At 72.7% G+C, this 20,915-nt stretch carries 24 protein-coding genes and 1 tRNA gene; 2 read left to right on the top strand and 23 right to left on the bottom strand.

Features of this window, described 5'->3' with window-relative positions; genetic code table 11:
• Positions 1–226: 226 nt before the first annotated feature.
• Both ACG2DA_RS07115 and ACG2DA_RS07120 read left to right on the top strand, forming a co-directional pair.
• Positions 227–430 carry a hypothetical protein gene (locus ACG2DA_RS07115; RefSeq protein WP_395254812.1) on the top strand — a complete coding sequence of 68 codons (204 nt, stop codon included), beginning with the start codon at positions 227–229 and terminating at the stop codon, positions 428–430.
• Positions 431–433: 3 nt separating this feature from the next.
• Complete coding sequence (locus ACG2DA_RS07120) at positions 434–1,528, top strand: tyrosine-type recombinase/integrase (RefSeq protein WP_395254813.1); 1,095 nt, start codon at positions 434–436, stop codon at positions 1,526–1,528.
• A 100-nt stretch (positions 1,529–1,628) separates the two neighbouring features.
• On the opposite strand, the gene ACG2DA_RS07125 is transcribed toward ACG2DA_RS07120, so the two are convergent.
• From ACG2DA_RS07125 to ACG2DA_RS07235, 23 genes are all read right to left on the bottom strand, one after another.
• A tRNA-Pro gene (locus ACG2DA_RS07125) sits at positions 1,629–1,702 on the bottom strand.
• A 149-nt stretch (positions 1,703–1,851) separates the two neighbouring features.
• Positions 1,852–2,916 (bottom strand): flagellar biosynthesis protein FlhB, encoded by a 1,065-nt coding sequence (locus ACG2DA_RS07130; protein WP_395254814.1) that lies wholly within the window; start codon positions 2,914–2,916, stop codon positions 1,852–1,854.
• Between the two features lie 38 nt (positions 2,917–2,954).
• Positions 2,955–3,932 (bottom strand): flagellar biosynthetic protein FliR, encoded by a 978-nt coding sequence (locus ACG2DA_RS07135; RefSeq protein WP_395254815.1) that lies wholly within the window; start codon positions 3,930–3,932, stop codon positions 2,955–2,957.
• Between the two features lie 45 nt (positions 3,933–3,977).
• Positions 3,978–4,250 (bottom strand): flagellar biosynthetic protein FliQ, encoded by a 273-nt coding sequence (locus ACG2DA_RS07140; protein ID WP_395254816.1) that lies wholly within the window; start codon positions 4,248–4,250, stop codon positions 3,978–3,980.
• Positions 4,251–4,341: 91 nt separating this feature from the next.
• Positions 4,342–5,349, bottom strand: coding sequence for a flagellar type III secretion system pore protein FliP (fliP, locus tag ACG2DA_RS07145; protein ID WP_395254817.1), 1,008 nt, complete (start codon positions 5,347–5,349; stop codon positions 4,342–4,344).
• Positions 5,346–6,062 carry a FliO/MopB family protein gene (locus ACG2DA_RS07150; protein WP_395254819.1) on the bottom strand — a complete coding sequence of 239 codons (717 nt, stop codon included), beginning with the start codon at positions 6,060–6,062 and terminating at the stop codon, positions 5,346–5,348. The genes fliP and ACG2DA_RS07150 overlap by 4 nt, the downstream gene beginning before the upstream one ends.
• Before the next feature lie 47 nt (positions 6,063–6,109).
• Complete coding sequence (gene fliN, locus ACG2DA_RS07155; protein ID WP_395254820.1) at positions 6,110–6,883, bottom strand: flagellar motor switch protein FliN; 774 nt, start codon at positions 6,881–6,883, stop codon at positions 6,110–6,112.
• A gap of 31 nt (positions 6,884–6,914) precedes the next feature.
• Entirely contained in the window at positions 6,915–7,424 is a 510-nt protein-coding gene (locus ACG2DA_RS07160; RefSeq protein WP_395254821.1) for a hypothetical protein, read from the bottom strand.
• Positions 7,425–7,532: 108 nt separating this feature from the next.
• Positions 7,533–8,225, bottom strand: a complete 693-nt coding sequence (locus ACG2DA_RS07165; RefSeq protein WP_395254823.1) for a flagellar motor protein MotB — start codon at positions 8,223–8,225, stop codon at positions 7,533–7,535.
• Positions 8,226–8,287: 62 nt separating this feature from the next.
• Positions 8,288–9,055, bottom strand: a complete 768-nt coding sequence (locus tag ACG2DA_RS07170) for a motility protein A (RefSeq protein ID WP_395254824.1) — start codon at positions 9,053–9,055, stop codon at positions 8,288–8,290.
• A 57-nt stretch (positions 9,056–9,112) separates the two neighbouring features.
• The gene (locus tag ACG2DA_RS07175) at positions 9,113–9,295 is read right to left on the bottom strand and encodes a flagellar FlbD family protein (RefSeq protein ID WP_145360541.1); all 183 of its coding nucleotides are present in this window, start codon (positions 9,293–9,295) and stop codon (positions 9,113–9,115) included.
• A 68-nt stretch (positions 9,296–9,363) separates the two neighbouring features.
• Positions 9,364–11,061 carry a flagellar hook-basal body complex protein gene (locus ACG2DA_RS07180; RefSeq protein WP_395254826.1) on the bottom strand — a complete coding sequence of 566 codons (1,698 nt, stop codon included), beginning with the start codon at positions 11,059–11,061 and terminating at the stop codon, positions 9,364–9,366.
• Between the two features lie 82 nt (positions 11,062–11,143).
• Positions 11,144–11,557: a flagellar hook assembly protein FlgD gene (locus ACG2DA_RS07185; protein WP_395254828.1), complete on the bottom strand. Its 414-nt coding sequence runs from the start codon at positions 11,555–11,557 to the stop codon at positions 11,144–11,146.
• A 39-nt stretch (positions 11,558–11,596) separates the two neighbouring features.
• Positions 11,597–12,976, bottom strand: a complete 1,380-nt coding sequence (locus tag ACG2DA_RS07190; protein WP_395254829.1) for a flagellar hook-length control protein FliK — start codon at positions 12,974–12,976, stop codon at positions 11,597–11,599.
• 414 nt (positions 12,977–13,390) lie between these two features.
• Positions 13,391–14,077, bottom strand: a complete 687-nt coding sequence (locus tag ACG2DA_RS07195; RefSeq protein ID WP_395254831.1) for a hypothetical protein — start codon at positions 14,075–14,077, stop codon at positions 13,391–13,393.
• A gap of 19 nt (positions 14,078–14,096) precedes the next feature.
• The gene (locus ACG2DA_RS07200) at positions 14,097–14,591 is read right to left on the bottom strand and encodes a flagellar FliJ family protein (RefSeq protein WP_395254833.1); all 495 of its coding nucleotides are present in this window, start codon (positions 14,589–14,591) and stop codon (positions 14,097–14,099) included.
• Positions 14,588–15,943: a FliI/YscN family ATPase gene (locus tag ACG2DA_RS07205; protein ID WP_395254835.1), complete on the bottom strand. Its 1,356-nt coding sequence runs from the start codon at positions 15,941–15,943 to the stop codon at positions 14,588–14,590. Before ACG2DA_RS07205 ends, ACG2DA_RS07200 begins: the two co-directional genes overlap by 4 nt.
• Entirely contained in the window at positions 15,940–16,692 is a 753-nt protein-coding gene (locus ACG2DA_RS07210) for a FliH/SctL family protein (protein ID WP_395254837.1), read from the bottom strand. The genes ACG2DA_RS07205 and ACG2DA_RS07210 overlap by 4 nt, the downstream gene beginning before the upstream one ends.
• A 79-nt stretch (positions 16,693–16,771) precedes the next feature.
• Entirely contained in the window at positions 16,772–17,779 is a 1,008-nt protein-coding gene (gene fliG, locus ACG2DA_RS07215) for a flagellar motor switch protein FliG (RefSeq protein WP_395254838.1), read from the bottom strand.
• Between the two features lie 78 nt (positions 17,780–17,857).
• Positions 17,858–19,480 (bottom strand): hypothetical protein, encoded by a 1,623-nt coding sequence (locus ACG2DA_RS07220; protein WP_395254840.1) that lies wholly within the window; start codon positions 19,478–19,480, stop codon positions 17,858–17,860.
• A 122-nt stretch (positions 19,481–19,602) separates the two neighbouring features.
• The gene (locus tag ACG2DA_RS07225) at positions 19,603–19,917 is read right to left on the bottom strand and encodes a flagellar hook-basal body complex protein FliE (protein ID WP_395254841.1); all 315 of its coding nucleotides are present in this window, start codon (positions 19,915–19,917) and stop codon (positions 19,603–19,605) included.
• Positions 19,917–20,351: a flagellar basal body rod protein FlgC gene (gene flgC / locus ACG2DA_RS07230; protein WP_395254843.1), complete on the bottom strand. Its 435-nt coding sequence runs from the start codon at positions 20,349–20,351 to the stop codon at positions 19,917–19,919. The genes ACG2DA_RS07225 and flgC overlap by 1 nt, the downstream gene beginning before the upstream one ends.
• 113 nt (positions 20,352–20,464) lie before the next feature.
• Complete coding sequence (locus ACG2DA_RS07235; protein WP_395254845.1) at positions 20,465–20,893, bottom strand: flagellar basal body rod protein FlgB; 429 nt, start codon at positions 20,891–20,893, stop codon at positions 20,465–20,467.
• Positions 20,894–20,915 lie beyond the last annotated feature (22 nt).

The raw sequence follows: 20,915 nt of genomic DNA on the forward strand, positions 1-20,915 counted from the left end.
CGGCCACCACACCTAGGTCTGTCCCCGGGCTCTAATCGAGGACTGTCGCGAAACCCGCGTCAGAACCTTACGGGGACGGTCCGCACCCCGCAACCCTCCATTGTCTTCGATCACATCAAATCGTAACCCCCGCCAACCGCAGCCCGTTCAACCGCAGCGCCCCGAGCCGCGGCAGGAGACCGAGGATTCCGATCGATCGGATCTCGCCCTGCCGTTGCCGCCGGGCATGGCGGTCGGCGTCATCCCCATCGGCGGCCCCCCGCTCTCCCACCGGGTCTGGGCCACCATCTTCGAGATCACGCCGAACCGCATGACAAAGGTGCTGAAGGAGTGCAACGTGCCGCACCGTCGGCGGGGCAACGAGTTCTACGCCCGCCCGGACGACATCTGGGAGGCGCTGCCCTGTATCAACTGGCCCGAAACGGAGTGACGCATGACCCGCCGCCGCAAGTCCGCCGCCAACGGCGACGGCCGCCCCGTCCTCGTCCGGCCCGGCGTCTACCGGGTGTTCTGGACCGAGAACGGGAAGCGGCGGAGTGAGACCGTGAAAGGGTCGGCCGCGGACGCCCGCGCGGTGAAGGCCGCTCGGGTCGCCGCGGCGAACGCGGCCGGGGGCGGCCCGGTCCGCACGCTCGCCGAATACGCTGAGCACTGGATGCGGGCCGTGGTCGTGCCGGACCTCGCCGACAACACCGCGGCGAACTACCGGACGACGCTGGACCTGCACGTCCTTCCGCTGCTGGGCGACGAACCCCTCGCCGGACTGACCGCGACGGCCTGTGAGCGGTGGCTGCTGAAACTGGACGAACTGGGGACCGGGGGGCGGACCAAGCAGAACGCCTACGCGATCCTGCGGTCCTGCCTGTCGCACGCGGTCCGGGCGAAGGAACTGTCCGCGAACCCGCTGTCCGCGGTCCGGAAGCCGCGGCACGAACCGGAGGAGGCCCGGCCGTTCACCGAGGAGGAGCAGGCCGCTCTCGTGGCCGTCGCGGACCCGACCCGGCACGGCCCCTACGTTCGGTTCCTGCTGGCGACCGGCTGCCGGCAGGGGGAGGCGAACGGCTTGCAATGGCGGGACTTGGACTTCGAGGCCCAGCGCGCCCGGATCGAACGGCAGCGGAGCGACAAGGGCAAGGTCAGCCCGCCGAAGGGCGGTCGGTCGCGGACGATCGGCATCACGCCGAACACGGTCGCCACTCTGTCCGACCTGCGGACCCGCCAGCCGGCCGGCGCCCGGTTCGACCCTGAGGGATGGGTGTTCCGCGTGACGAACGGGTCGCCGTACAGCCGGCGGAACTTCGGGCGGGTCTGGCGGCGGCTGCTGAAGGACGCCGGGATCGACCACCGCGGCGCCCATCACTGCCGCCACACCTACGTCGTCCGGCTGCTCGACGCCGGGGTGCCGCCGCACGCGATCATCCCCCAGACGGGGCACCGGACCGTCACGGTGCTGCTCGACATCTACGCGAAGTGGATTCCCGCGCACACCGACAGGGCGACGGCGGCCGCCGCCGCGGCGTTCGGGTGACGGCGGGGGGGAGGCGTGTTGCACGCCCGTTGCACGCGAGCGGCGGTGTCGATCGTGGTGTGAAAGCGCCCCGACCCTTGAAAACAAGGGGCGGGGCGAGTCGGGATGACAGGATTCGAACCTGCGACCTCTTGACCCCCAGTCAAGCGCGCTACCAGGCTGCGCCACATCCCGAAGTCGTCAGCGGCGTCCCCCGGGCGGGGGCGACGCGGCGGGGATCATCGCAACGCAATCCCGCTTCGACAAGCCCGACCGCCCGACACGACCGAAACCGCGTCGGTTCGGCCCGTTTTCGACCGCCGCGCGACGCCGCGGCGGCCGGTTCAGGTCTTCGGAGCGGACTTGCCGGTCAAGCGGTAGACGAACGCCATGACCTCGGCGAGCGCCCCGTACAGGTCCGGCGGGACCGTCTTGCCCACCTTGACCTCGCGCCACAGCTGACGGGCCAGGGCGGGACGTTCGAGGATCGGCACGTTGTGTTGCTTGGCCAGCTCCCGGATGCGGAACGCCACCTCGTCCACGCCCTTCGCCACCACCTGCGGGGCGGGCATGTGCTCCTCGTACTTCAGGGCGATCGAATAGTGCGTCGGGTTCGTCAGCACCACGTCGGCGTCGGCGACGTGGCTGAGGTCCCGGGCCGCGGCCAGTTTGCGGTGGGCCTCGCGGCGGCGGCCCTTCACGGTCGGATCGCCGTCCTGGTTCTTCATTTCGTCGCGGACCTGCTGCTTGGTCATCTTCAGGTCCCGCTCGTGCTGCCAGCGCTGGAACAGGTAGTCGCTGAGGGCCAACAGGGCGAGCGCCGCCGCCAGCCAGCCGCCCAGCGTGGCGAGGGCCGCGTGCGTGCGGCCCAGCAAGACCGAGGGCCCGGCCGCCACCATCCCGATGAGGTCCGGCATCCAGGCGCTCATCACCAGACCGGAAACGCCGGTGAGCACCAGCAGCTTGGCCACGCCGCCGCCCAGGCGGGCGACCGCCCGGGCGGACAGCAACCGGCCGAACCCGCTGATCGGATTGACCCGGGACCACTTCGGCGCGAGGGCCTGCGGGGAGAGCAGCACGCCGAACTGCCCGAGCATCCCCGCCGCCGCGGCCGCGGCCAGCGCCGCCAATCCGGGGAAGACGGCGGTGGCGAGGAACGTCGTGATCGCCGCGGCCCGGGCGTTCGCGTCGGCGGCGGTCAGCGTGACGGAGACGTCCCGCAGCGAGACGTCCAGCAGCCCCCCCAAATCGTCGGCCAGCCCGATCCCGCCGATCCACAGCAGGGCTGCGGCGGCGCCCAGCACGGCCGCGGCGGTCACGTCGGCGCTTTTAGCGATCTGCCCCTGTTCGCGGGCCTCCCGCCGACGCTGGTCGGTCGGGTCCTCCGTCTTTTCCTGATCGTCTCCCACCGCGGCCTCCCCGGGTCAGTCTGCGTTGCGGGGAAGGGTCAGGAGCGGGGGTCGGGCAGGCCGACCAGCGACTCGTGCAGGGCGGTCAGCGAGCCGGCCAGCAGATCCGCCAGCACGTCGGTCGCCGGCGAAATCGTCAGGGCGAGGATCAGCAGCCCCGCCGCCGCCCGCGTGGGGAAGCCGACCGACAGCACGTTGATCTGCGGCACCGTCCGGCCCAGGAAGCCGACCGTCAGGCTCATCAGCGACATCACCGCCATCGTCGGGGCAGCCACCCGCAGGCCGAGCGTCATCCCGGCGCCGGCCAACTCCGCCAGCGTCTTCCACGCCTCCCCGGAAACCCACCCGGCCCCCGGCGGCTGCGTGCGGAAGGTGTCCAGCAGCGTGCCGAACAACCGCAGATGCCCGTCCACCCCCGGCAGCGTGAGCAGCGCCGCAGTCCCTAACAGGCCGAGCAGCTGACCGGCCGTGGAGGCGGAAGCCCCCAGCATCGGGTTGAACACCTCGCCGAGCGCCGTGCCGATCTGCTGATCGACCAGTTCCCCCGCCAGCCGCAGCCCGGCGAGCACCGACAGCATCCCCAACCCCAGGGCGAAGCCGATCGTGAACTCCCCCAGCGACAGCCGGGCCAGCGCCGCGGGCGTCTTCGGCAGCGGGGCGGGGGCGGTGAACTCCGCCACGCCCAACCCGCCCTCCGGCACGCTGAGCCCGCGGGCGTCCAGCGAATCGAGCACGGCCCCCGGCAGTTCCTCGGCGACCAACACGCCGTTGCCGTCCGTGTCGAGCGTCAGAAACGCCTCCGCGGAGCGGCCGGGCAGGGCGGGGGCGACGACCGCGGCGGCGGCGACGGCCAGCAGCACGCGGACGTTCGCCGGCACCACCGGCGTGCCGAACACCGGCCCCACCGTCATCAGCCCCGCGACCCGGAAGAAGACCAGCAGAAACGCCACGAAACGGGCCGTCCCCCACGCGATCAGCGGGTGCGTGAAGTCGGGCGCGGGCAGGTCGAACGGCACGGAGCGGCAAGCGCGGTGCGGCGGGGGCGAAACGGGTGGGAGGCGTCAGTTCCCGAGGTTCGGGGCCACGTTTCGAAACAGGGCCGTCGTGTAGTCGCAGGCCGTTTGGATCATCCAGGGCAGGGCGAGCAGCGTGACCCCGGCCATCACCGCGATCTTCGGCACGAACGAGAGCGTCTGATCCTGAAGCTGCGTAACCGCCTGGGCGAGGCTGACGATCAACCCGATCGCCGCCGCCGCCCCCAGCACCGGCGTGCCGAGCAGCAGCGCCGTGAGCAGCGCCTCGCGACTGAGATCCGCGGCGAGATCGGGAGACATGGGGACGTCGGATTTCGGAACGGGCAGGTGGGATGTAGTTCGATTCGGCGATCGCTCACATCCCAAATCCGACCTCCGGCGTCCCCCATCGCTAAAGCGGTCTCACGCCCTCCATCAGCATGCCGACGGTCAGGAACCAGCCGTCGACCAGCACGAACAGGAGAAGCTTGAACGGCAGGCTGATCAGCACCGGGGGCAGCATCATCATGCCCATCGAGATCAGCACGGCGCTGACGACCAAGTCAATAACGAGAAACGGGAGATAAATCTGGAACCCGATCACGAACGCGGTTTTTAATTCGCTGAGCATGTAGGCCGGAATGAGCACGCCCAGCGGGACTTCGTCGTAGGTCTGCGGGTCGCCTTCGCCGGGGGAGGCGTCGGCCGGGCGGCGGTAGTCGAGGAACAGCCGGACCGCGGCGCCGTTGCCGGTGCGTTCGATCTGGTCCGCCATGAAGGCCCGCAGCGGGGCGGCGGTGCGTTCGAAGGCCTCGTTCAGCGTGGGCGGCGCCTCGCCGGGGGCCGGGTCGGTGTAGGGGCGGATCCCTTCGTCGTAGCAGCGCCCCCAGACCGGCCCCATCACCGCGACGGTGAGGAACAGGCAGAGCGAAACGACCACCTGATTCGGGGGCATCTGCTGGGTGCCGATCGCCTGTTTGAGCAGCCCGATCACGATCACGAACCGCACGAAGCAGGTCGTCATCAGCAGGATCGACGGCGCCAGGCTCAGGACCGTGAGCAGCCCGAGGATCTTCAGCGTGTTCGTCAGCCCGCCCGGCGAGAGGGCGACGTCCGGATTGAGCGCTGCGGGGAGCGTCAAGTCGTCGGCCCCCGGCGCCGCGGCGGCCGGCGCCGGACCGGGTACGGTCTCCGGCGCCCAGGCGGCGGCCGGGACGACCGACGGCGGGAAGCCCGCCGCCTCCGCGGTCGAGGAGGGCAGCGGCTCGAACACCGCCCGCGGGTCGGCCGGCTCCGGGTTCTGCCGCACGATCCCCTGGGCGAACCCGCTCCCGACGGTCAGAAACAGACAGAGCGCCGCCGCGATCCGCAGCGACGCGGACGGGCGGCGGCGGGGAACGGACGGACGCGTCCCCGTCATCGCGACGCCCCCGCCGGGCGGAGGCGGGCGGCGAGGCGGCGTTCCGCGTCGGAGACGTCCGGTTCCCGGGGCTCGCGCGGCGCCGGCGCCGGCGGCTCGACCCCGGCTCCGGCCGCGACGCGGGCCGCCGCCCGACCGAACAGGGTGCGGAACGACTCCCGCTCCGGAATGGCTCGTTCCCCGACGCGACGGAGTCGGCCCGGCGTTTCCACGCGGCAGGCGGCCGCGAGGGCTTCGGCCTCGACCGGGTCGTCGATTTCGCCCAGCGCCGTCAGCCCGTCGGCGGCGCTGCCGACGAGGATCACCCGGCCGCCGATCCGCACCACATGCATGGAGGCCCGCGGTTCCAGCTTGACCCGGGCGAGCACCTCGCAGCTGCCGCCGCCGGCCGCCGCGGCGGTCAGCCGGGAGCCGCCGAACCACTTCGCCGCCGCGGCGAACAGGCCGAGCACCAGGGCCAACGCCCCGGCCACGCCCCACGCCGACGTGCCCCGCGGTTCCGGCGCCGAGTCCGCCCCCTCGCCCAGCCGCACGCCGCCCCCGCCGATCTTCAAAGGCGCCCGCTCCGGCGCCGCCGCCGAGACGACTTTGGGCGCCGCCGCGGCGGGCGCCGGCGCCGCCGTCGGCCGGCCCGGGAGGGTGGGCAATTGCTGCGCATCGGCCGCCCCGGCCGCAATCGACAGCAGGACGACGGCGGGGAGCGAGCGGAACACGGGGCGGCGGGGCGAAAGCGGGGAGAAGCGGGCGGGGCGGGGGGAACTCAGCGGTCGGGCGCGAGAATCTCCGCGACGCGGACGCAGAAGTTGTCGTTCAGCACGAGCACCTCGCCGCGGGCGACGAGGCGACCGTTCACGAGGATGTCCACCGGGTCGCCCGCCAGCTTGTCGAGCGACACCACGGAACCGTCCCGCAGCGCGACGACCTCCTCCAGCGACATCTCCGCCCGGCCCAGCTCGATCCGCAGATCCAGTTCGACGTCGTCCAGCGCCCCCAATCCCTCGCCGGCGCCCTCACGGTCGGCGGCGGAGGGACGCGTTTCGGCGAACGGTTCGAGTTCCAGCGGCGACGTGCGGCCGAGGGCGCCCGGCGGCTCCTCCCCGGCGGCGAGCACCGGACGACGGCCGCGGCGGACCTCCGCCTCGACTTCCTCCAGCAGTTTCTCGACCTGCCCGCCGACCGGGATCGACGTGGCCGGCTCCCGGCGCCCCGCGGCCGATTCCCGCTCCACGGCGTCGCGGTCGGTTTCGTTTCGCGCCCCGTCGTCCGGCGAAGCGTCGTCGTCGGAGCGGGCGAACGTGCCGTCGACCGGCTCCGGGTCGGTGCCCTCGTCGTCCTCCGGCGGCATCTGCACGGAGCCGGCGGCGGCGGCGGCCAGGAGCGCCTCGATATCGTCGGAGGGCAGCGTCTCCCCGTCCGCTTCGGCGGCGGCCTGTGCGTCGTCACGGCCGGATTCGACGGCGGGTTCCTCGGCGGGCGCACCGGGGTCCGGGGCGTCTTCCGTGGCGTCGGCGGCGGATTGATCGGGGGCGGCCACGGGAGCGGGGGCCGGTCCGGCGGACCGGCGTCTACTGTTCGAGGGCTTTAAATTCGCTGACCACGGCGGTGCGGACGACGTCCTCCCGCAGCACGGTGTTCATCGCGTCGGCAAGGTCGCCTTTGAACCCCCGCAACCGGGGATCGTCGAGGTCGTCGCTGGTCGCGGCTCGGGCGACTTCCAGCACGGACTGCCGGATCCGCGCCTGGAACGCCCCGCCGACGGACTCCTTGATTTCCTCCGCCCGGTGGGCGGGAACGACCGCCGTCAGGCGAAAGGTGAGGTGCACCAGCCGCCCGGGGATCGCCCGGGCGTTCGTGGTGGTGAAGGCGTCGACCGCGACCTCGGCGAGTTCCTCGGTGGCCGCGTCGGGCAACTGTTCCTCGGCGACGACCTCCTCCGGAGCGAGCAGGACGTACAGCACGCCGGCCTCGACCAACATCACGGTCAGGACCAATCCGGCGATCTTGGCCGCCCCGCCCAGTTTGCCGGGGGCCTTCTTCTCGTCGTCAGACGGTGCGTCTTCGGGGGCGTCCGCCATGCGGTCCTCCCGACCGGGGCGTGCGAAGCGAGCCGTCGTCCCGGCGGACCGTCGAACGGTCCGTCCTGACGCACGGCCCCGCCGCGTCGTGCGGCAGGCGGGCGGACGCTAGTTCTCTCCCACCAGCACGTCAACACGATCCCACGCGCGCGGGCGGTCGCGGGCGGTCCAGCCCTCCGGCCCCGGCGGCGTGGTGGCCCCGGCGGACTCAATGCAAAACCGGGCCGCGGCCACGCCCCGCTGCTCCAGCGCCGCGGCGACCGCCTCCGCCCGGGCGCGGGACAGCGCCCACACGTCCTCGAACGGCGAGTCGTCCGGCAGTCGCTCCGGCGAGGCGTGACCGCGGACGATCACCTCCCCGCTGGTGCGATTCAGGGCGGCGGCGAGGGCGTCGAGGGTCGGCTTCATCGCCGGGCCGACCTCGGCGCCGAAGCGCGGGAAGGCCGCCGGCCCCGCGAGGGCGGGGGGCCGGTCCGGCGGCGCCTCCGCGGCCCCGTTGAACGTCCCCGCCGTCTCCCGGGCGTCGGCCGTCTCCCGGTCGGTTCCCAACGGGCGCTGCTGACCGGAGGCGGTGGCCCGCTCACGATCGTTCCGGTCCAGCGGCGAAGGCCCCGGGGCGGCCGCGACCGCCTCGGCCGGCCCGAACCGCTGTTGAAACACCTCTAGAATCGCCCGCACCTTCCCTTCCTGCTTAATTTCGCTCATGCTCACCAGCATGATAAAGAAGGTCAATAACAGGCTCATCATATCGCCGTACGTGACGACCCATTCCGGCACGCCGGGCGGGGCGTCGTCGTCCATGTGATTGACCTTTAAGAGCGAGGGGGGCGAACGCAGGCGTTCGGGCGACTTTGCTCAGCACGCTAAGCGGCGAGGGCGCGTTCGGCCTGGGGAAGCATCGTGGACAATTTCTGCTCCAACACCCGGGGGTTGTCGCCTTCCTGAATGCTCAGGATGCCGCGGACGACCGCTTCGCGGACTTCCATCTCCCGCTTGCTGTAGAATCCGAGTTTGTCCGCAAACGGCAGGCAGAACAGGTTGCTGACGATGGCGCCGTAGAGGGTGGTGATCAGCGCGACCGCCATGCCGGGGCCGATGGCCTCCGGGTCGTCCATGTTGCCCAGCATGATGATCAGGCCCATCAACGTGCCGATCATGCCGAACGCCGGGGCGTAGCGGCCCAGCGTCTCCATCAACCCTTTCCCGACTTTATGACGGGAGGCAACCGCTTCGATCTCCCCCCGCAGCACGGCTTCGATCAATTCGCCGTCGGTGCCGTCGACGGCCATCTGAACCCCCATTTTGATAAACGGGTCGTCGACTTCGTCGAGTTTGTTCTCCAGCGCGAGAATACCGTCCCGGCGCGCGACCTCGGCGAAGCTGACCAGCTGGGCGATCGTCGCCTTCAACTCAGGCGCTTTGGGGAAGAACAGCTTCATCGTCACGCCGGGCGCCTTCAGCAGCGTGCCGAGCGGGAACGCGATCGCGCTGGCGGCGATGGCGCCGCCGACGACGACCAGTCCGCTCGGCACGTCGATGAACGCGCCGAGGCTGGAGCCCGGGGCGATCAGCACCGAAATCAACAGCAGCGCGGCGCCGACGAGCAGACCTGCGGCGGTGGCGATGTCCATAACGAAGGGCGAGGCGGACGGGGCGAAAGAAGGCTCGGGGGCGGACGCGGGGTTCGTTCAGCAGGCGGCGGCGCGGCGCCAGCCGAGCACCCGCCCGGCGACCTGCTCCGGAGCCTCGCGAACCACCAACCGTTCGCCGGTCGTGAGGGTCAAGAAGGTGTCCGGACGGCTCTCGACGGTGCGGATGAGCTCCGCGTTCAACAGGAAGCGCTCGCCGGACAGTCGGGTGAGGGGGATCATGGGCGTCTCGCGGAAGTCGTCAGACGGGGTCCGACCGCGGCGGAGACCGCCGCGGCCGACGCGCCCGGTTATCGGCCGAGCCGCAGCAGTTCGTCGGTCAGTTCCTGGGTGCTCGAGATGACTCGCGCGTTCCCCCGGTAGTTCGTGCTGGCGATGATCAGGTCGACGAGGTTCTTGCCGATGTCGGTGTTCGACAGCTCGATCGCCCCGGCCCGCAGCAAACCGGCGCCGAACGCCCCGGGCGGGGTGATGCGGGGGGGGCCGCTGTTGGGCCCCTCGGTGAACGTGCCGCCGCCGCCCTCGACCAAACCGTTCACGTTGGCGAACTGGGCGACGACGAGGCGACCCAACGGGCGGAGCAGGCCGTTGTCGAAGACCCCGCTGATTCCGCCGCTCTCGCCGATGGCGAAGTCGACCAGCGTCCCCGGGGGAGCGCCGTCCTGCTCCTCCATGACGAAGTTGCTGCCCTGGGCGGCACTCGAGATGCCGGACAGCTGGGTGAAGTCGAAGTCGATCGTCAGCGGCGAGAGCGCCGCGGTATCGTCCCGCATGATGGTGATCGTTTCCTTCTGGCCGCTGACGAGGTCGCCGACCCCGTCGAATTCCAGCAGGCCGGTGCCGATATCCAGCGAAGGGCCGCTGTCCGAGGCGCTGTCGGCGTACCAGCGGAATCCGGTCCGCGTGGCGCTGCGCTCCTCCAACACGGCGGTCAGTCGGACTTCCACTTCCTGGCCGAGGCTGTCGTAGACGATGATGTCCCGCACCGCCGACTCGCCCACGGCGTCCGCTTCCCTCTGAAACGGCGTGAGCACGACGGCGCCGCCGCTGCGCAGATCGCCGGGGTTGACCTGCAGGGCGTTTGCGGCCCCCCGGTTGCCGGTGATGCGGATCGCGTCGCCGTCCAGCTGCACGCCCGGCGGGTCGCCGGTGAAACCGTCCGCGGGGATATCCGGCCCGTTTTGAATGCCGAGCACCCGCTCCATCAGGTCCATCAGGTCCTGCACGGTGGAGCCGGTGACGGGCATCTCCTGCGCCGCGAGGTCCCGGTCGCCCTTCCGCCCGCTGAACGAAACGTTGTCGCCCGCCAGGAAGAGGTTCGTTCCGTTGCTGGTGAGGTCGGTCAGGGGCGTCGTCGGCGAGGGAGGTCCGGGCACGCCGGGGCCGCCGCCGTTCGCGTCCTGCAGCGGCAACGTTCGCTGAACGGTGCCGTTCGTCGCCAACTCGCCGCCGCTATAAAACGCGCCGGTAAAGGTGGCGTTGTTCGTCGCCTCCGCGATATAGAGTTTCCCCAGCGGGATCTCGATATCGACCGGGGCGGCGGTCTGGAGCCGATAATTCCCGTCGATGCCGTAGCCCTGCACGCGGCCGCCGGACGGATTCACCAGTTTTCCCTCGGGATTTAAGGTGAACGACCCGTCCCGGGTGTACTGCGTGCCCTGACCGTTTTCGATCACGAAGAACCCCTCCCCCTCGATGGCCATGTCCGTGGGGGAGTTGCTGGTCGTCACGCTGCCCTGTTTGAAGTCCTTCCGGATCGTGCTGACCGTCCCGCCGAGACCGATCTGGCGGGGGTTGGTGCCGCCGTTGGCGCCGGACGGCCCGTCGCCGCTGGACAGGGTGCTGACCAACTGGGTGGTGAACAGCGCTTCGCTGCTCTTGTAGCCGCGGGTGCCGGCGTTGGCGACGTTGTTGCCGAGCACGTCGATCGACGTCTCGTTCAACCGCATCCCGTTGAGGGCGGTCGTCGTGGCGGAGGCCAGGCCCATGTCGTCGGTCCGTGGTGCGGGGCGGAGGGAAGGAAGGGTCGGGGGCGGAAACGCCCCGGAGAGCGGCGGACGGGGCGGCGGCTCAGGCGACTTCGGTGACGGAGCCCAGCGGCAGCTGAGTTCCGTCCACGTCCACGAAGGCGTCGCCGTCGGCGAGGTACGCCCGGGTGACGGTCCCGGTCACCTCGACGCCGGCGTTGAAGCCCCGCACCTCTTTGCCGAGGAACGAAGCCGCCGTGGACAGGTCCGCGGCGCCGGCGTTGTTCTGCAACGTCTCCTCCAGTTCCACGTCCGCCTGCAGGGACCGCATCGTGGCGATCTGGTCCAGCAGCGTTTCGTTGGAGACCGGTTCGGACGGGTCCTGGTTTTGGAGCTGCGCGATCAGCAGCTTCATGAAGTCTTCGGCCTTCAGGCTCGACAGGCCGGAGTCCGCCTCTTTCACGTCCGAGGTGAAGGTCGGCGTCGCGCCGATGAGCGGAAATGCGGTTTCGTTCACGGGATCCGTCCCGGCGGGGGGAAACGACGGGAAACGCCGTCAGGCGGCCACGTCGAGCGAGCCGGCGGAGGGCCGACCGGCCGGCGAGCGGCCCCAATCTGCATCGGCGGGGGCGGGGGACGCCGGACCACCTGGGCCGTCGGAGCCCTCAGAGTCTCCGTCACCGGCCCCTTGGGGACCGGACCGTTCGTCGGCCGACGGTTCCGGCCGCTCGCGGCGGCCTTCAGATTCGTCCCCGCCGCGGCCGTGCGAGCCCCGCTCGCCCGAGCGGCCGCCGCCGTCGCCGTCCCGCCGGTCGCCGTCTCGGCGTTCGCCGTCGCGCCGCTCGGCGTCACGGCCGCTCTCTCGGCCGGCGTCGGAACGTTCGGGCCGCACGGCCGGCTCCAGTTCCACCGCGTCCACCGCCACCCCCGCCGACGCGAGCGTCTCCCGCAATCGCGGCAGCGACTCGGCCAGCGCCGCCCGGCCCGCCGGGTCGGATGCGGCGAGACGCACCCGCACCGTGCCGGCGTTTTCGCCGACCCCGGCGGAGACCTCCACGCGGACCGTGCCCAACTCCGGCGGGTCGAGCCGCACCCGCACCGGCCGGTTCTGCTCGATCGCCCGCCCCACCGCGTCCGCGACGATCTCGGCCGACCCGTTCGCCCCGGCGGCGGACGGGCCGGGCCGCACGGCGGCGGCCTCACCGCCCGCAAACGTCGGGGAGGGCGCGCCCCGGTCCACGGCGAGCGAAGACGGCGCCGGGGTTGCCCCGCGACGCTCCGGGCGGTCCGAGGGGCCGGGCACGCTGACGGCGGCCGGCTGTTCCGCGGAAGCCGCGGGGGCGATTGCGGCGTTCGTGCCGGTCGTCGTCGCGGCCGTCGCGTCGCCCTCCGCCACAGCGACCGGGACCGCCGCAGTCGACACGGCGGCGCCCGGCGGGAGGCCGTCGACCGCGGCGCCGCCCGCGGCGCCCTCACCGTTGCGGGACGCGGGCCCGGGAACCGCGACGCCGCGACGGGAACCGCCTGACGATTGGCCGGGCCGGGCGGGCTGATTCGGAGCGGACAGCCCCGTCGGCGGAGCGGGCCCCGCGACCGCGGCGGCCGCGACCACGGGCGACGGCGGAGTCTGCCCGACCAACCCCGCCGGCGGCACCGGCGCCGGCGCCTCGCCGGCGTCCGCGGCCGTCGGCTGCGGCGTCGCGGGGGCGGCCGGAGTTTGCAGCACGCCGAGCCCCGTCGGCGGCGCCGGGGCGCCGTGGACCTGCGGGGCCGAAGAGACCGCGCCGGGCGCGGCCGAAGCCTGCGCGACCTCGGCGGGAACCGGCGTCGGCAGACCCGCCTGGACGACGCCGCCGGGCGGCCGCGTCAGTCCCGCGGGGGCGACGACGACGCTCGCCACTTCGAGCGTCGGCACGCCGGAGGCCGGCGTCGCCACGCGATCGGCGGCTGACCCCGCAGCGTTGCCGGCCGTTCCCGCCGCGGCGATCAGCCCTTCCACCAGCGCTTCGAGCGCTCCGGGCGAGCCGCCGTCGACCGCGGCGAGGACCGGCGGCGCGGGCTGCCCGACCTCCTGGGGGACGCTCGGCGGAGCGGCGGGCGGCGGCGGGGGCGATTGTTCCGCCAGAGCCGCCGCAAAAGAGGCGGCGTTCTCCGAGGCCTCGCCCGGGGGGGCGTCGTTCGCCGCCCCGTGCCCCGGCCCCAGCGATCGAGCCCGCCCCGGCGTGACGGCCGAACCCGAGGGCGCCGACGAACCCGAGGGCGCCGACGAACCGGGGGCCGTCGACGACGGCGGGCCCGGGGCGACGGCAAACGGAGGCGGCGACACAGGCCCGGGCGAAAGGGGGATCGATCAGCCGCCCGGGTCCTCCGGCGCCGCGGCCGCGCCGCCGGTCGCGGCGTCGAACGCCGCGGCCTCCGGCTGGCCCGCGTGCAGGGCGGCGAAGATCTCCGCGCCCCGGGCCCTTTCCACTTCGGTCCCCCCGGCGAACTCCGCCAGCACTTTCGATGCGGTCCGCGCGTCCAGCCCCTTGATCAGCGTTACCACCGACAGGTCCGGCAAATTCATCAGATATCCGACGCTTTTCTTCGGCCCCATGTTCTTGACCAGTTCCCGAGCCTGCTCCGTCGCCTCGGCGGTCAGCTCCGCGCGGGCCTTCGCCAGTTCCCGCTCGAACGCCGCTCGGTCCGCCGAGAGGGCGGCGCGATCGTCAGAGACGGCCTGCGCCTCCGCGGCGACCGCTCGGGCGGCGGACCGCAGTTGTTCGGTGCGATCGGCCAGTTGCAGCGCCGCGGCGGCCCGCCGTTCCAGCACCTCTTCGTACGTCGGCGTCCGCTCGGGGCCTTGGCCCCCCGGAGCTTCGGAAGGGGTCTCGGCCGGGATCGCGCCTCCCGGCGTACCGTCCAGCGCGGCGGCGATCTCCGTCCAGGCGGAGGGCGTGAGTCGGCCGTGCCACCACAGCACGCCGGCGGCGAGCGCCTGCGTGGCGACGGTGGCGATGCAGATGACGCCGATCAGCGTGGCGAGCGCGCGTCCCATTCGCTTCGATCTCCCGCTGTTAGAAAGAACGGCCGTCGGTCGCGTCGTCGTCCGGCCCGTCCGCTGGGACGGCCGCGACGGAGGCGGTCGCGGCGAAGAGATCCTCGGCCGCCCGCTGCTCCGCGGCGAGTTCGCCCGTACGGTGGGCGAGGCGGTCCCGATCGCGGAGCGTCTCCAGCGCCGCGACCGCCCGGTCCGCCGCGATCAGCGCCGTGCGGGCCGCGGCGACCTTCGTCGCGGCGTCCGTGACGGCGGCGTCGGCCGTCCGCCGTTCCGCGTTCAACACGGAGGCGTGTCGGCGGCGGGCGAGCCAGTCGCCGGCGTCCACCCGCCCGCCCCGCGTCGCCGCCCCGAGTTCGCCCCGTTCCATCTCAATCCGGGCCTCCACTGCGGCCCGAGTCGCCTCGGCGTCCTCGGCGGCCCGCAGCGCCGCGGCGAGCGCAGCCCGGGCGGCGTCCCGGTCGCGTTCCCGCGCCTTGAGCACCACGGCGAAGCGAAAGCGAAAGCGGGTCACTGGGCCGTCCCCCCGTTCGCCGCGGCCGCGAGGGCCAGCAGCGCCGAGACGGTCTCGGCGGCGGGCGTGGATTCGTCCGGCCGCTGTCGGAGAAACGCGTCGATCGCCGGCTTCATCTTCACCGCGGCGTCGACCTCGGCGCTGCTGCCGGACTGGTAGGCCCCAATTCGAATCAGGTCCTCGGCCTCACGGTAGGCGGCCAACAGGGACCGCACCCGCCCGGCGGCCTGGGCGTGCTCCGGAGCCGCGAGCTGCGCCATCAACCGGCTCAGGCTGCCGGGCACGTCGACCGCGGGAAAGTGGTTCGCCTCCGCCAACGACCGCGACAGCCAGACGTGGCCGTCCAGCGTGCCGCGGACGGCGTCGGCGATCGGCTCGTTCGGGTCGTCGCCGTCCACCAGCGTGGTGTAGAACGCCGTGATGCTGCCGGCGCCGTCGGGGTTCGTCGGCGACGGCACGCCCGGTCCGCTGCGTTCCAGCAGGCGGGGGAGCAGGGCGAACACGCTGGGCGGATAGCCGCGGGTGGCCGGCGGCTCCCCGGCGGCGAGGCCGATCTCCCGCTGGGCCTGGGCCAGACGGGTCACGCTGTCGAGCATCAGCAATACCGAGCGACCGGCGTCGCGGAAGTGCTCGGCGATCGCGGTCGCGGTGAGGGCGGCCCGCAGGCGGACGGCGGCCGGCTCGTCCCCGGTGGCGACGACCACCACGCTGCGGCTCAAGCCGTTCGGGCCGAGGTCGTGATCGAGGAACTCCCGCACCTCGCGGCCCCGCTCGCCGATCAGCCCCAGTACGGCGACGTCCGCCGCCGAGCCCCGGGCGAGTTGAGCCAGCAGGGTGCTCTTGCCGACGCCGCTGCCGGCGAACAGGCCGACCCGCTGCCCGCGGCCGACGGTGTTCAGGCCGTCGATCACGCGGACGCCGGTGTCGAACTTCCGCCGGATCGGCGGCCGTCCCAGCGCCGGCGGGGGCGCCGCATGCGGATCGACGGCGTGCGGCCGGGGCGGGGCGGGCCTGCCGTCAATCACTCGACCGCGGCCGTCCAACACCCGGCCGATCAGGCCGTCGCCGACGGCGAGATCGCCGGTCCCGCGGGTCAACCGCACCCGGTCGCCCCGCCGCACGCCGGCGAGGTCGGCGAAGGGCATCACGAACGTATCGCCGCCGTGAAACCCGGTGACGACCCCCTCCACCGGCGGCCCGGCGGCGGGGGAGAACTGGACCTCCGCCCCCACCGGCGCCGGCAGGCCGACCACGGCGGCGCCCGCCCCGGTCAGCCGGGCGACGGAACCGGTCAGGCCGACGGATACGGCCCGCCCCAGACGGGCGGCGTAGCGAGCGCCCACGGCGTTCATCGCACGCCCCCGTCCGCGGCGTCGTCCGGGAGCAGTTCCGCGGCGATGCGGTCCAGCCGGGCGGCCAGCCGCCCGTCCACCTCCCCGCCGACGCCGCGGACGAGGCAGTCCCCGCGGGCGAGGGACGGGTCCGCCGTCAGCGTGGCCCCCTCGCCCAGCGCCGCGAGGGCCTCCTGCCGGAACGATTCGCCCAACGCCGCCAGGTCGTCCGGGTGCATCGTCACCGCGGGGGCGCGGAGGCCGGCCGCGGCCGCGAGGGCTTCGGCGGCCAGACCGGCGGCGGCTTCGGGCCGAAGCTTCAGCTCCCGCCCCAACAACCGCCCGGCGATAGCACAGGCGAGCTCGACGGCGTCCCGTTCCCAATTCGCCCGCCAGCGGTCCTGCTCGGTCCGGTAGGCGTCGGTGAGCCGGGCGATCGGCGGCAACGCGGCGGCGAGGCGGTCGCCCGAGAGGCGATCGGCCTCGGCGGCGGCGGCCTCGGCGATGCGGTTCTCGGCGTCCGCCAACCCCGCCGCCCGCCCCTTCTCCAGCCCCTCGGCATGCGCTTTCTGACGAATCTCCTCGGCCTCGGCGACGGCCTCGGCGAGCAGCGTGCGGCAGCGCTCGCGGACCGCGTCCAGGCGTTCGTCGCAGTCGGTTTCGAAGTCCGACAGGTTCCAGCCGCGGGGTCGGCGCGATTCCTCCGGCGACGCCCCGGCGTGTGGCCGGTCGAGTTTCAGAACGCGGGCGGGGGGCGGGGAGGCGGGCACCCCGGACCGTTAGCAGATCGCCCGCGGACGCCGCTGCGCCGGTTCGCAGGCCGATCGCCGCGGGTCGGGGTTCGGCCGATCAGGTGACGTACTGTTCGACCTCGCCGCCGTTGCCGACGGTGATCTCGCCGGAGTCCTCCAGTCGGCGAACGGTGTCCACCACGGCTCCCTGGGCGGCCTCCACCTCCGACAGTTTGACCGGGCCGAGGTATTCCATCTCCTCCCGCAGCATATCCGCGGCCCGCTGCGAGAGGTTGCCGAGCACCTTGTCCGTCAGCTCCTGTCCGGCCCCCTTCAGCGCGACGGCCCAGCGGCTGGTGTCGACTTCCTTCAGCAGAGCCTGGATCGCCTTGTTGTCCAGCTTCAGCAGGTCGTCGAACACGAACATCAGGCGACGGATCTGGTCCGCGAGATCCGCGTCGTCCCGGTCGAGGCTCTCGAGGATGCCCTTGTTCGTCATGCGGTCCGTGACGTTGAGGATCTCCGCCACCCGCGGGGCGCCGCCGGCCTTCTCCAACGTCTGGTCGAAAGTGCTGGTCATCCGCCGCCGCAGGCTGGCTTCGACCTCCTCCACCACGTCCGGGCTGGTCTGCTCCATGCCGGCGACCCGGCGGATGACCTCGATCTGCTTGTCCGGGTTGAGGCCGCTGATCACCTCCGCGGCGAGGCCGGCGGGGAGGTGGGAAAGGATCAGGGCAATCGTTTGCGGGTGCTCCTCGCTGACGAACGTCAGCAGGTTGTCGGCCCCGGCCTTCTGCAGGAAGGAGAACGGCACGCTGTCGAGATTCTGCCGCAGGTTCTCCACGACCTCCCGGGCCGCCTCCGCCCCGAGGCTGCCGGCGAGCAGTTCCTCGGCCCCCGCGAGACCGCCGCGTTCCACCTTCACCCGGGCGGCGTGGCGGTTTTCGAACTCCGTGAGCACCGCGGCCTGCTGCTCGGCGGTCACGTCGTCGATGCGCACGATCTCGGCGCTGACCGCTTCCACCGCCCGCTTCGGCAACAGGGCGAGCACCTTCTGAGCCTCCGCCCGCTCCAGCGAGAGCAACAGCACGGCGGCCTTCCGGGCGTCGCTGAAGGAACGGCTCATCGGGACGATCGGACGGGAAAGAGAGTCACGGGGAGTCCGCCGCCCGCACGCAGGAGTCAGCGGAGCGTTGCGGGAGAGTCAGGCAGCGTTGCGGAGCCAGGAGTTGAGCACCGCGGCGACGGCCTCGGGATCTTCGGCGGCGAGTTCGGCCACGCGGTCCCGCTGCGTCTTCGGTTTGTCCTCCTCCTCCTCGACCTTGCCGTTGGGGCCGATCCGGCCGGCGACGGCGGTGCGATCGGCGATCTCGTCGAAGGTCGCCGGCGGGGCGGGTTCCGGCAACTTCATCCCGCGGCGGAGCACCAGCAGGCCGGCGGCGGCGATGACGCACAGCAGGGCGGTGGAGCCCCAGCGGGAGACGAGATCGCCAATCGTCTGCGTCCAGGGGACCACGATCGGCGGCACGTCCGGCGCGACCGGCGTGACGGTGGTCACGTGCACGGCGGTCGGCGGGGAGCCGGCGGGGATCAGCGTCGCCACCCGTTCCCGCACCTTCTCCTCCTCGGCGACGCGGATCGCGTCCACGGCCTGGACGTACGCCGCCTTCGACGCCTCGTCCTCGCCCGGCGAGAGCCCGCGGCCGGCGGCGACGGCTTCGTGGTAGCTCTCGGGGATCGACACCGCGACCCGCACCGCCTCCGGCATCGCGGCCCGCAGTTCCCGTTCGCTGGTGGTCCAACTCGGCACCACCCGCATGTTGGAATCCGTCTGTTCGTCGCGGGTCTGCGTCAGCGGGCCGCCGACGGAGACGCTGCCCGGCTGGTTGCTCGCCACGCCCGGCTCTCCCTGCGGGGGCGTCTGGTTGGAGGAGCGGCTCCGGATCGACTCCGCCGACTCAACCGTGACCGCCTGTTTCGCGTCCACGGATTGGCGGCGCTCCACCTCGCGGCGGACGGCGTCCAGGTCGACGGACACGTTCACCAGCGCCCCCGGGATGTAGGCGAGCGCCTGGGAGATCGTTTCGCGGTAGCGGCGGGTGTGGGCGGCGAGGGCGGCCTGCGCGCCGTCGTCCAGCGGCCCGTCGGCCTCGTGGGCGTGGGCGGCCCCGGTGGATTGGTCCAGCACCGTGATGTCCTCCTCGGCCAGGTCCGGCACCATGCCGGCGACGGCGCTGCGGATGCTCGCCACCCGCTCTGCGGAGAGCGTGGCGCCCCGACGGGGCATCAGGCTGACGGTCGCGGCGGTTTTTTTCTCCCGCCGCGGCCACTCGCCGGTCTGCTTGACGCTCCAGAGCACGTCCGCCGACTCGATGTCCTTCACCGCCGCGAGCGTCTTGCGGACCTCCTTCCGCAGGGCGATGTTTCGCAGTTCGGCCAGTTGCTCCCGGGAGGTGAACAGGCCGGCCTTGTCGAACTGACGCTCGAACTCGCTGAGGGAGTCGCCCGGCAGGCGGCCGTCGACCATCAGGGCCGCGTTGTAGGCGTCGACCTCGGCGGTCGGCACGAAGATGCGTTGGCCGTGGGTGCGGAAGTCCGTCAGGCCGGCCTCGATAAGGGCCTGCTCCGCGCTGCGGAGTTCGTTCGAGGCGAACACCTTGCCCCAGGAGACCGGCGTCTCGTCCCGCGTGCCGACGCTGCCGGAGATCAACAGGGCGAACCCGGCCATCAGGGCCAGCGGCACGCCGATCAGCGTCCACCGCCCGCTGGGCGGCAGATCGCGGGCGAAGGCTTTCGCTTTCTCGAAGCTGTCCGACAGGCTGTTCACGCGTTCGTCGGGCCTTCGGACGGACGGCCGGGCGGGGAGGGAGCCCGGGTGCTAGCTCAAAGCGGCGCGCGAAGGGAACGCCAGATCCGCGTCCTCCGCCGGCGGGGGCGGGGCGTGCGGCGTCACACCGGGATCGACTGCAGTTCCTTCCAGCCTTCCAGCAGTTTGTTCCGCACGGAGATGAGCATCCGCAGCGAGAGGTCGGCCTTTTTGACGGCGCTGAAGACCTCCGCCTGCGTCACATCCTCGCCGAGGACGGCCCGCGTCGCGGCGGCGTCGGCGGCGTGGGCGTTGGCGTTCACGCCGTTGACGGCGTCCGCCAGCAGCGCCGCGAAGTCCGGCCCGGCGGAGGGAACCGCGGGCGGCGGGGCCGACGGACCGCCGGCGAGCGGCACGCCGGGGTAGGTCGGCGGCGGGGCGAGGGTGAGGGCGTTCATCAGCCGAGGATCCTCAGGCTCTGGTCGGCGATCTGCTTGCTCAGTTCCACCGCGGTCACGTTGGCCTCGTAGGCCCGGGCCGCCTCCACCGCGTTCACGAACTCCGTGGTCAGGTCCACGTTCGGCAACATCAGCATCCCGTCCGGCCCGGCGTCCGGGTGGCCGGGGGCGTGCACGGCCCGCGGCGGGGTGGTCTCGTCGGTTTTCACCTCGAATTGGACCCCGGTCGCGGCCCGGGCGCCCGTGCCGGCCCCGACGTCGTCGCCGGAGCCCAGCTCCGCCGCGGCGAACTGCACGAACCGGCGGCGGAACGGCTCCGGCTCCCCGGCATCGTTGCGGGTGGCGTGGGCGTTCGCCACGTTCCCGGCGATCACGTCCAGCCGCGCCCGCTGCGCGACGAGGGCCGAGGTGGAGACGTCGAAGGCTTGAAACATAGTAACTATCGGATTGTGGATGTCGGATCGGGAATGCGGGCGGGGCGTTGCGGCGTGGGCGGACGTCGCTCAGAAGCTACATCCCCATCCGACATCCCCGGTCCCCCGTCGCATCACGCCCGTTCGGTGATGGCGGCCTGGAGCATCGCCATCTGGGCGCCCATCAGCTGGATCGCGGCCTGGCGCTGCATGGCGTTGCGGGTGAGGGCGAGGGCCTCGCGTTCGATGCTGCGGGGGGCGCCGTCGTGGAAGACGAGGTCCCCGCCGGGCCGGTCGACGGCGGTCAGCAGTTCGTCCGGCACCCCGCCGGCGAGCGGGTCGTGCGGAGCCTGGGCGAGGCTCGCGGCGGCGCCGGGCGTGCGGGCGGCGACGGACTGCCGCAGCGCTTCCTGAAACGCCACCGGATCCAGGTCCCGCGGCCGGTAGCCGGGGGTGTCGATGTTCGCCAGGTTCCCCGCCAGCACGTTGTGGCGGACCTCGCCCCAGACCGCCTGCCGTTCGAGCAGCGGCAGCGAACCGGCGGACAGCAGGGAGTCGAACATCGGCGGGAACGAAAAGGACGGG

This window comes from Alienimonas sp. DA493 (genome assembly GCF_043951915.1).
Taxonomy (GTDB): domain Bacteria; phylum Planctomycetota; class Planctomycetia; order Planctomycetales; family Planctomycetaceae; genus Alienimonas.

What these genes read in the sequence shown, in the direction of transcription:
- fliG (WP_395254838.1), bottom strand. Translation starts at nt 17,779, where the DNA reads ATGAGCCGTTCCTTCAGCGACGCCCGGAAGGCCGCCGTGCTGTTGCTC.
- flgC (WP_395254843.1), bottom strand. Translation starts at nt 20,351, where the DNA reads ATGTTTCAAGCCTTCGACGTCTCCACCTCGGCCCTCGTCGCGCAGCGG.
- ACG2DA_RS07180 (WP_395254826.1), bottom strand. Translation starts at nt 11,061, where the DNA reads ATGGGCCTGGCCTCCGCCACGACGACCGCCCTCAACGGGATGCGGTTG.
- ACG2DA_RS07205 (WP_395254835.1), bottom strand. Translation starts at nt 15,943, where the DNA reads ATGAACGCCGTGGGCGCTCGCTACGCCGCCCGTCTGGGGCGGGCCGTA.
- ACG2DA_RS07120 (WP_395254813.1), top strand. Translation starts at nt 434, where the DNA reads ATGACCCGCCGCCGCAAGTCCGCCGCCAACGGCGACGGCCGCCCCGTC.
- ACG2DA_RS07115 (WP_395254812.1), top strand. Translation starts at nt 227, where the DNA reads ATGGCGGTCGGCGTCATCCCCATCGGCGGCCCCCCGCTCTCCCACCGG.
- fliP (WP_395254817.1), bottom strand. Translation starts at nt 5,349, where the DNA reads ATGACGGGGACGCGTCCGTCCGTTCCCCGCCGCCGCCCGTCCGCGTCG.
- ACG2DA_RS07195 (WP_395254831.1), bottom strand. Translation starts at nt 14,077, where the DNA reads ATGGGACGCGCGCTCGCCACGCTGATCGGCGTCATCTGCATCGCCACC.
- ACG2DA_RS07225 (WP_395254841.1), bottom strand. Translation starts at nt 19,917, where the DNA reads ATGAACGCCCTCACCCTCGCCCCGCCGCCGACCTACCCCGGCGTGCCG.
- ACG2DA_RS07170 (WP_395254824.1), bottom strand. Translation starts at nt 9,055, where the DNA reads ATGGACATCGCCACCGCCGCAGGTCTGCTCGTCGGCGCCGCGCTGCTG.
- ACG2DA_RS07140 (WP_395254816.1), bottom strand. Translation starts at nt 4,250, where the DNA reads ATGTCTCCCGATCTCGCCGCGGATCTCAGTCGCGAGGCGCTGCTCACG.
- ACG2DA_RS07160 (WP_395254821.1), bottom strand. Translation starts at nt 7,424, where the DNA reads ATGGCGGACGCCCCCGAAGACGCACCGTCTGACGACGAGAAGAAGGCC.
- ACG2DA_RS07175 (WP_145360541.1), bottom strand. Translation starts at nt 9,295, where the DNA reads ATGATCCCCCTCACCCGACTGTCCGGCGAGCGCTTCCTGTTGAACGCG.
- ACG2DA_RS07165 (WP_395254823.1), bottom strand. Translation starts at nt 8,225, where the DNA reads ATGGACGACGACGCCCCGCCCGGCGTGCCGGAATGGGTCGTCACGTAC.
- ACG2DA_RS07235 (WP_395254845.1), bottom strand. Translation starts at nt 20,893, where the DNA reads ATGTTCGACTCCCTGCTGTCCGCCGGTTCGCTGCCGCTGCTCGAACGG.